Genomic DNA, 8,186 nt, shown 5'->3' with positions numbered 1-8,186 from the left:
GGATCGAAGGTCGGTTTGATCGATTTGTCTCTCTTGTAGGCTTCGCAGGTCTTAGAGATGGCTCTGACCGCCATCTGAGCGGAGAGGTTAAATTGTTCCCGAATCGGATAATAAACGACCTTCTGCAACTCGATTTTATTGGCGGTACGAAGCTCAAACGCTTTGTCAGCCACGAAGTTGCAGGCGGCGTTAAACTGATGCATCGTCTCGCGAATAGCTTGAACCTGTTCTGGAGTAGGTTCAAGTTTGACCTTGAGCGTCTGCATCATGTGTATAGATGTATACCATCTATGAAGATGAACATTTCGGTGCCAAGGAGAAGCGGGAGTAGGCGCGCATTCCTCCCCCGACTGAAGTCGGGGGCATCCTGCTGAGATTTCCGTGAAGAACGAAGAGGTGGCGCGCCTCCTCCGAGAGATGGGAGATCTCCTGGAGCTTCGGGGGGAGAACGGGTTCAAGGTCGTGGCCTACCGGAGGGCCGCACGGTCTGTGGAGTCGATGAAGACGGACCTGGATGAGGTAACCCGCCGCGGCGATCTGGAGTCGATCCCCGGAGTGGGAAAGGCGATCGCCGCCAAGATCGATGAATATCTGAGAACTGGTAAGATCGAGAGCCATGAACGGCTCTTCCGGGAGACGCCTCCGGGGATGGCTGAGCTTCTACAGATCTCGGGGCTCGGCCCCAAGACCGTATCGATGCTCCACCAGAAGCTGGGGGTATCGACGGTCGCCGAGCTGGAGGCGGCGGCGAGGGAGCACAGGGTCAGGAGGCTCCCCCGGATGGGCCCCACCTCTGAGAAGAACATATTGAGATCGATAGAGAGGTGGAAGAAGCGGTCCGATAGGATCCCCCTGGGGGTGGCCCTCCCCATCGCCCAAAAGATCCTCGGGAGCCTTAAGAAGGTGGCAGGAATCGAGAACCTCACCCTGGCGGGATCCCTCCGGCGGGGGAGGGAGACGGTCGGCGACGTCGACATCCTGGCGACGTCGAGCTCGCCGGAGGCGGTGATAAGGGCCTTCGTCGAGCTTTCTGGGGTGGAGGAGGTGCTGATGAAGGGGCCGACTAAGGCGTCGGTGATCGTCGACGAGACGGTCCAGGTCGACCTGCGGATCGTCGACCACCGGTCCTTTGGTACTGTGATCCAGTACTTCACCGGCTCCAAGGAGCATAACGTCAAGCTCCGGCACGTCGCCCTATCGAAAGGCTACTCCCTCTCCGAGTACTCTCTGACGAGGGTCGCCGACGGCGAGGAGATCTTCTTCGACCGGGAGGAGGACCTTTACCGCCACCTGGGGATGGAGTGGATACCTCCGGAGATCAGGGAGGATCAGGGGGAGGTGGAGGCTGCCCTCGCTCGAAGACTTCCCCGGCTGGTGGAGGTCTCGGATATCAAGGGGGACCTTCACGTCCACACCGACTGGTCCGACGGCCTCCATACCATGGAGGATATGGTCTATGAAGCCCAAAGGCTCGGCTACGAGTACATGGCCTTCTGCGACCACTCCCACGGCCTCGCCATCGCCAACGGCCTCGCCATCGACAGGCTCGTGGAGAAGATGGACCTGATAGCGGGGCTCAACGACGAGGTGGAGGGTTTTTCGATCCTGGTGGGCACAGAGGTGGAGATCAGGGCGGACGGGAAGCTCGACTATCCCGACGAGATCCTGGGGAGGTGCGACGTCGTCGTCGCCTCGGTCCATTCCGGCTACAACCAGAGGGAGAGGGAGATGACGGGCAGGATCATAGAGGCGATGGAGAGCGAGCACGTCGACGTCATCGGCCACCCCTCCGGAAGGAAGATCGGGGAGAGGGAGGCCTACGAGGTGGACCTGGAACGGGTCCTGGAGGCGGCGGCGAGGACGGGCACGGCGATGGAGATCAACGCCCACCCCAGCAGGCTCGACCTCAACGACCGGTGGTCGCGGAGGGCGAAGGAGCTGGGGGTGAAGCTCGCCATAAACACCGACGCCCACAGCACCTGCGGCCTTTCGGCCATGGAGTACGGTGTCAAGACCGCGAGGCGCGGCTGGCTGGAGAAGGGAGACGTCATCAACACCCTGGGCCTGCAGGACCTGCTGAGGTATCTCCATCGCGGCTGATGGGAGAGAAGCTGAGGGTAGAGAAGCTGAGGGGAGAGAAGAGAGGGGTATCATGAAGAGAGGAGGATGGGATCGTGAAGATTGGGAAGGGTGGAGGACGGGATCGGAGGATGGCGGTTCGATATGGGCTCTGAGATGAGGGCAGACGGGAGGGGTGAGAGGGGGAGCGGGGATAGAAAGGGCGCAGGAGCCGGATACTGGAAGCGCTTCCTCTTCGGGGTCGCCGTCATGGCCGCCGTCTTCAGCGGCCTCCTCTTCGCCCTCTACCATCTGGATCTGATGCCTGGAGCCGGGGAGGATTACGGCACGGCGCCCCCGAGGATCGAGGTCTTCGAGGCGAGCCCCACCGCCGTCATCCCCGGTGAGGGCTCAACCCTCACCTGGAGGGTCTCGGGGGTCAGCCTCGCCGACGAGGTCGCCATCGAGCCCGGGATCGGCGCCGTCGCCCGGGAGGGGCGTCTCGTCGTCCTCCCGGAGGAGACGACGACCTTCACCATATCGGCCGCCAACGCCGCGGGGAGCGCCGAGGCGAGGGCGACGGTCGAGGTGCTGGGGCTATAGTGGGATAGGTCGGCCCCAGAAATCTGAACTGATGGGGTTGGGGTGAAAACTGATGGGGGTGGGTTGAAGCCCGTTTGCCGCCCCATCCAAGGGACTGGGGCTCGGAGAGCTGGAGAAGGATCTGCCGGTACGAGTCTATTCTATACAATTATGTAATAGACGAGATGTACTCCTCGCTGAAATGTACGTCTTCTTTCTATTGATCTCTCTTGATGTTAATAATTATAGAAAAACTCATAAACCATGAAACATCTCTCCGGGAGAATCAGAGGATTTCCGCCAAAGATGAGCATAATCGCCCGCATCCGACCCGCCGCCCTGATCTGCGGTGCCGGCCGCGAGCGACACCGGTACGCACCATCGCATCCCTCGGAGGCGACGGGCGTCATCTGAACGATGAAATAATGAGGTGAATATCACGATGAACCCCACCACAGAGATCGACTGGAACGCCGTCTGGACCGACCTTTTGAAGAGGAGCCGAAAGGCGACCCCAGCCCGGGACTGCGCGAGAATCTGGGAGAGCAAAGAGAGCGCCAAGAGGTTCTGGGATATGTCCAAAGAGAACCGCCACCGCGTCGAGGAGACGATCGCTGGGACCGATTTCACCCCCGAATCCCGGGTCCTGGACATCGGCGCCGGCCCCGGCACCCTCGCCATCCCCTTCGCTCAAAGGGTCAAACATGTCACCGCCGTCGAGCCGGCGGAAGGAATGGTCTGCGTCCTCAAAGAGAAGATGGCGGAGGAGGGGGTCGATAACATCGACGTCGTCCAGAAGCGGTGGGAGGACGTCTCCGTCGCCGAGGACCTAGAAACCCCCTACGACGTAGTCATCGCCTCCTTCTCCCTGGGGATGGCCGACATCCGGGCGGCGATCGAGAAGATGATCGCTTCCGCCGCCCCGGGCGGCACCATCTACCTCTACCACTTCGCCGGGGAGACCCACTGGGACCGGGACTGCCGGGACCTCTGGCCGAGGCTCCACGGCGAAGATTACCAGCCCGGCCCCAAGAGCGACGTCCTCTACAACGTCCTCTATTCGATGGGGATCTACCCCTCCGTCCGGACCTTCCGCCTCCAGCACAGTCAGAGGTTCGCCGATTTCGAGGAGGCGATGAAGCATTTCCGCCACCAGTACGGGGCGACGACGGCAGAGCAGGAGGCGATAGTGAGGGATCACCTCGGCCGGGTCCTCCAGAAGGATAACGGGGTCCTCGTCCTGCCGGCGTCGTCGACGAGGGTGAAGATTTGGTGGGAGGTGGAGCGGCCCTGAGGCGATGCTGCCGCGACCTTCCGGGCGGTATCTGCTACCGATGGGGCGGGGTTTATGAGGTCCGTCTACTTCGCCCTCCAATTGACCTTCGTCCGCCATAGAGACGGGGGCGCTTATGCAAGTAATGGGACTGAATCGTCGAGATCGGATATCACTTTCCGCCGATTTGCGAGGGCCGATCGGGGAAGATAAGGGCCGGGATAGACGGTCCCCTTCAACGTCCCCTGACCATCCGATCCGGCCTGAGGCCGCCGGGTCTGGAGATCTCGGGATGAATTCCGTTAATAAATCCTAATAATATAAATTCTTTTCATACTCGTTCATCAGTTCGGCAGAATTGAGCCGAAGACTTATGCGTAAATGCGGGTTTATTTCCACAATTGATGAGGATTTCCCCTCATGAAATTGACTATTTTCTTAGAAATTGAGCGCAAAAAGGTTTTTATAGGCAAAAATAGGATTCTACGTTATACAAGATAGGAAGAAGGAGGTGAAGATAAAATGTGTTGCCATACAAAAGATGGACACGTCCATGCCCACGAGCACGAGGGAAAGAAGCACGAGCATGAGCACGTCCACGACGCCGAGCACCACACCCACACCCACAAGTGCTGCCACGGAAATTAGAGCCATTCTCTCATGACCGGATGAAGACCGAGCCCTGAGGCCTTCCGCAGGCTGCAGGTCGGTGGATCTGCCAGGGCTGCTATTCTTTCAATTTCTCGATTTTTCCCTCCCACCGAGTTCTCAGGTCGAGCCGTCCGCCAGTCAAACTGATGTTATGTGGCGGCCGACAGGCTCTTCGATCTTCAGCTCTGGACCCGCGTCCCATCGACCTTCACCTTCCAGCCGGGGAGATGGCAGCTGGTACCTCATATCGCTATCCCGTCTTCCTTCACGCTCAGGAGAAACGGGGTGCTGCATTCCTGGAAGGTCTTCGAGGGATAGACGATGGCCGAGATCACCAAGTCATGCCTCAGGGAGTATTCAGCGATCAGATCGTCTATCCGGCATTTCGCATTAACGGTTTGAACGCTCATTAATTTTCCTGCTATCGATTTTTTGAGAATAGATATCAATCGACTCTGTATAGAGATCAAATAAGGCCAGCTTCATAAAGAATAAGAATATAATTATTAAATTTTTATAATATACTGAATTGTTAATATCGTGTTGACAAATTCTAGTAAAATTATTTTAAACAAAATTTGAGTTAAACGTTTGAATTTATGCACATTTTGGCAAGCAATAAAATCTTAATTTTGCATAGACTTACTGCGGAATGCCGGGTCTATCGCATCCCTCTCCGCCAGGCTCAGCTCCCCATCCGCGAGGATTACCAGGTCCACGTCTGAGGACGCCGAAAAATCCCCTCTCGAATAGGAGCCGAAGAGGAGGAGCTGGACCAGATTATCTCCCAGCGTCTCTTTCATCTCGGCCTTCAGCTCTTCGAGAAGCTTCAAGACCTCGTGGCGGTCCATTATTTCGTTCCTCCACCATGGGGTTTTCGTCTGCAGGCGTTATCCGAAACTCGCTGTAACTGGATATTATAGTGATCGCCACCGAGATAAATATATTTTCGGATGCAGAACATCCAGATTCTTCAGGCAAAATATGAAAAACAATTTTAAATGCGAGATGCTATAGGGTCTGTGGTGTAGGGATTTGGTCGACCAGGCGGAGACACATCGAAAGTCCTCAAGCGACAAAGTCGAAGATTGCATAATGGCAGTTGATCAATTACGCAATAGCTTTGCCATTATTCCCGACAAAGAGGCCGCCTGGAAAGATCTGATTCGATTGACAGGCGACGAGGACAGCTTTGTGCGATGGGTGGCTGCCCTCTCTCTTGGCGTCGTCTTCGCCGCCGTCCCCGACAAAGAGGCCGCCTGGAAAGATCTTCATCGATTGACAGGTGACGAGGACTGCTCTGTGCGAGAGGGAGCTGCCGATGGTCTTGGCGCCGCCTTCGCCGCCGTCCCCGACAAAGACGCTGCCTGGCGAGATCTGCTTCGATTGACCGACGACAAGTTTGACTTTGTTAGTAGGAGGGCCACCAAAACTCTTGGCGACGTCTTTACCGCCGTCCCCGACAAAGACGCTACCTGGCGATATCTGATTCGATTGACAGGCGACGAGGACAGCAATGTGCGATCGAGTGCCACCAAAGCTCTTGGCGCCATCTTCGCCGCTGTCCCCGATAAAGAGTCCGCCTGGAAAGATCTGCATCTATTGACAGGTGACGAGGACAGCTTTGTGCGATGGAGGGCTGCCAAAGCTCTTGGCGCCGCCTATCCCAACATCCCCGACAAGGAAGCTGGCTGGCAAGATCTGCACCGACTCTCTGGCGACAAGGAGCCCTATTATGTGCGATCAGAGGCAGCCGAAGCTCTTGGTGCAGTCTTTCCTCACTTTTCCGATAAAGAGGCTGCTTGGCAAGATCTACATCGACTCTCCGGCGACGAGTGGGGCTTTGTGCGATGGGGGGTTGCCAAAGCTCTTGGCACCGCCCTCGATGCAGTCCCCGACAAAGAGTCCGCCTGGCAAGATCTGCATCGATTGACCGGCGACGAGGAGAGCGTTGTCCGATGGGTGGCTGCCGGCGCTATCGGCGCCGCCTTCGCCGCCGTCCCCGACAAAGAGTCCGCCCGTAAAGATCTGATTCGCTTGACCGGCGACGAGGACAAAGATGTGCGAGTTTCTGCAAACCATTCTCTGGGAAAGACCTCGATATTTAAGGCTACAGTGGCCGAGGGTGAGGAGGACTTCAGGAATGAGCTGGAAAACGCACTGCAATATTTCGAGAAATCCGCAGCAGAAGCTTCGTTCGACAATCCGGCCGAATTCTGTCTTCCTTTCTATCGGTCGTTTTACGTTCTTACCTTCAAGAAAGTGGGCTCTGAAGCAGAGGTACAGAGATCTCTGGCAGAGGCAAAACGTGCATCACAAGGATCGAAGAGCAGAGAAGACCTGCTGGAAGCGATCGAGAATTTATCAAATGCCCTGAAAGAGACCCAGAGTCTTCGGGAAAGGGGGTTAGAAGCTGCAAAATGCGATCTCAACTCATACAGGCGATACTGCGACCGCGCCGTGGAGCTTCTGGACGAGACCGAAGAGAGGGCACCTGGAGCGACGAGGCTTATTAAGAGAGGGCTGCCGATAATCGATGATAGGATAAAAGAAACGATAGATGAGATTCAGAAGACTGCGAAAGCCATATGCTTACAAACCCGAGGCACTGGCACGCCTTTCGAACCGCTAGGCTCGGAGATTAACCGGTTGGCTGGGGAACTCTCCGAAGATTATCTGAAATCTGATAGATCCGCATCCAGAATCGCATCTATTTTGATAAAGTTGTGCAAACTGCTACCAATAGAAGAGAGAAGTTACGCCTGCGAAATCGTAGCTGAGATTGATGACGAAATGGAAATCGGAGATAAACTGAGCAAGATCGAACTTGCTTTGACTTACATTCAGCCCAATATCGAGATGGCGGTGCGAGATGAAAAATCAGATCAAATAATTGCTAAATTAGATGAACTAAAATATGACCTGAACGAGCTGTCAACAACGCTACTCAATCGTATAGATGAGAACGAAAAGATCATCATCTCTGCTATTATCGATAAGAGCAACCAGCAGCAAATGGACGATATGCTGGACCTGGTAAAGCAAGTATTGTCTTCCATTCAGCATCAAGAGCTTCGGGATCTTCTAACCTCAGGCGACGTTGATCAGTTATCAAAGGTCGTCGATGACACAAGGATTAAAGCGGCAGATAAGCTGAAAGTAACTTTACCCCTCATACCTTATCTTCTCCAATACGAACACGAAATCACGCTTGAAAAAGGCGTGAATCTTAGCGCCGCCTGGGGCCGAATTGCGGGCTGGGCAAAAGGTAACAAGTAGGCCATAGGACGGCTGTATCTTCCGTATTCTAAACTTGCCATTCTCTCTTTCTCTCAGTAATGCACCAGCGTCCCCTCCATCTTAGCCTTCCGGACCGCATACCTGAAGGCGAAGAGGCTTGCAGGCACCAGGACCGCCGAGAAGAGGACGAGGGCCCCGATCTCCGGCGCCAGCTCCCCCAGGGTGTACCCCTGGAGGAGGGCGTGCCTCATGCCGTGGTAGTGAACCAGCAGTGAGTTGATGTTATTTATACTATTACGTTCTATCTCATTGTGGGTGTAGCAAGATGGGTCGAAGAGGTCCAAAACCTGGATTCAATGATGTTGCATGTTCTAACGAGGAT

8 protein-coding genes and 1 pseudogene are annotated in these 8,186 nt (G+C 55.7%); 5 read left to right on the top strand and 4 right to left on the bottom strand.

The genetic code is table 11. From position 1 onward, the window contains the following. A pseudogene (locus tag P0O24_RS11885) lies at positions 1–269 on the bottom strand (RNA-guided endonuclease TnpB family protein); the annotation flags it as partial. A 112-nt stretch (positions 270–381) separates the two neighbouring features. On the opposite strand from P0O24_RS11885, the gene polX reads away from it, so the two are divergent. From polX to P0O24_RS11865, 4 genes are all read left to right on the top strand, one after another. Further along, positions 382–2,100, top strand: coding sequence for a DNA polymerase/3'-5' exonuclease PolX (polX, locus tag P0O24_RS11880; RefSeq protein ID WP_316969971.1), 1,719 nt, complete (start codon positions 382–384; stop codon positions 2,098–2,100). Between the two features lie 81 nt (positions 2,101–2,181). Next, on the top strand, positions 2,182–2,661 hold the full coding sequence (locus P0O24_RS11875; protein ID WP_316969970.1) for a hypothetical protein: 480 nt from the start codon (positions 2,182–2,184) through the stop codon (positions 2,659–2,661). Between the two features lie 421 nt (positions 2,662–3,082). Further along, positions 3,083–3,934: a class I SAM-dependent methyltransferase gene (locus tag P0O24_RS11870; RefSeq protein ID WP_316969969.1), complete on the top strand. Its 852-nt coding sequence runs from the start codon at positions 3,083–3,085 to the stop codon at positions 3,932–3,934. 501 nt (positions 3,935–4,435) lie between these two features. Further along, on the top strand, positions 4,436–4,561 hold the full coding sequence (locus tag P0O24_RS11865; protein ID WP_316969968.1) for a hypothetical protein: 126 nt from the start codon (positions 4,436–4,438) through the stop codon (positions 4,559–4,561). Positions 4,562–4,806: 245 nt separating this feature from the next. Here P0O24_RS11865 and P0O24_RS11860 read toward each other — a convergent pair whose 3' ends face one another. Continuing rightward, a complete protein-coding gene (locus tag P0O24_RS11860) occupies positions 4,807–4,974 on the bottom strand; it encodes a hypothetical protein (protein ID WP_316969967.1) in 168 nt (55 codons plus the stop codon). Between the two features lie 216 nt (positions 4,975–5,190). Then, positions 5,191–5,415: a nucleotidyltransferase family protein gene (locus tag P0O24_RS11855; protein ID WP_316969966.1), complete on the bottom strand. Its 225-nt coding sequence runs from the start codon at positions 5,413–5,415 to the stop codon at positions 5,191–5,193. Between the two features lie 244 nt (positions 5,416–5,659). Between P0O24_RS11855 and P0O24_RS11850 the strand changes: the two genes are divergently transcribed. After that, a complete protein-coding gene (locus P0O24_RS11850) occupies positions 5,660–7,843 on the top strand; it encodes a HEAT repeat domain-containing protein (protein ID WP_316969965.1) in 2,184 nt (727 codons plus the stop codon). A 53-nt stretch (positions 7,844–7,896) separates the two neighbouring features. Here P0O24_RS11850 and P0O24_RS11845 read toward each other — a convergent pair whose 3' ends face one another. Continuing rightward, positions 7,897–8,148, bottom strand: coding sequence for a hypothetical protein (locus P0O24_RS11845; protein WP_316969964.1), 252 nt, complete (start codon positions 8,146–8,148; stop codon positions 7,897–7,899). Between the last annotated feature and the right edge of the window lie 38 nt (positions 8,149–8,186).

The organism is Candidatus Methanocrinis alkalitolerans, from assembly GCF_029167205.1.
Classification (GTDB): Archaea; Halobacteriota; Methanosarcinia; order Methanotrichales; family Methanotrichaceae; genus Methanocrinis; species Methanocrinis alkalitolerans.
Note: the sequence above shows the minus strand (reverse complement) of the source record. Positions and strands in the feature narration are given on the sequence as shown.

Bases quoted from the DNA above. Each gene is read 5' to 3' on its own strand.
- P0O24_RS11870 (WP_316969969.1), top strand. From the start codon at position 3,083: ATGAACCCCACCACAGAGATCGACTGGAACGCCGTCTGGACCGACCTT.
- P0O24_RS11865 (WP_316969968.1), top strand. From the start codon at position 4,436: ATGTGTTGCCATACAAAAGATGGACACGTCCATGCCCACGAGCACGAG.
- P0O24_RS11860 (WP_316969967.1), bottom strand. From the start codon at position 4,974: ATGAGCGTTCAAACCGTTAATGCGAAATGCCGGATAGACGATCTGATC.
- P0O24_RS11855 (WP_316969966.1), bottom strand. From the start codon at position 5,415: ATGGACCGCCACGAGGTCTTGAAGCTTCTCGAAGAGCTGAAGGCCGAG.
- P0O24_RS11850 (WP_316969965.1), top strand. From the start codon at position 5,660: ATGGCAGTTGATCAATTACGCAATAGCTTTGCCATTATTCCCGACAAA.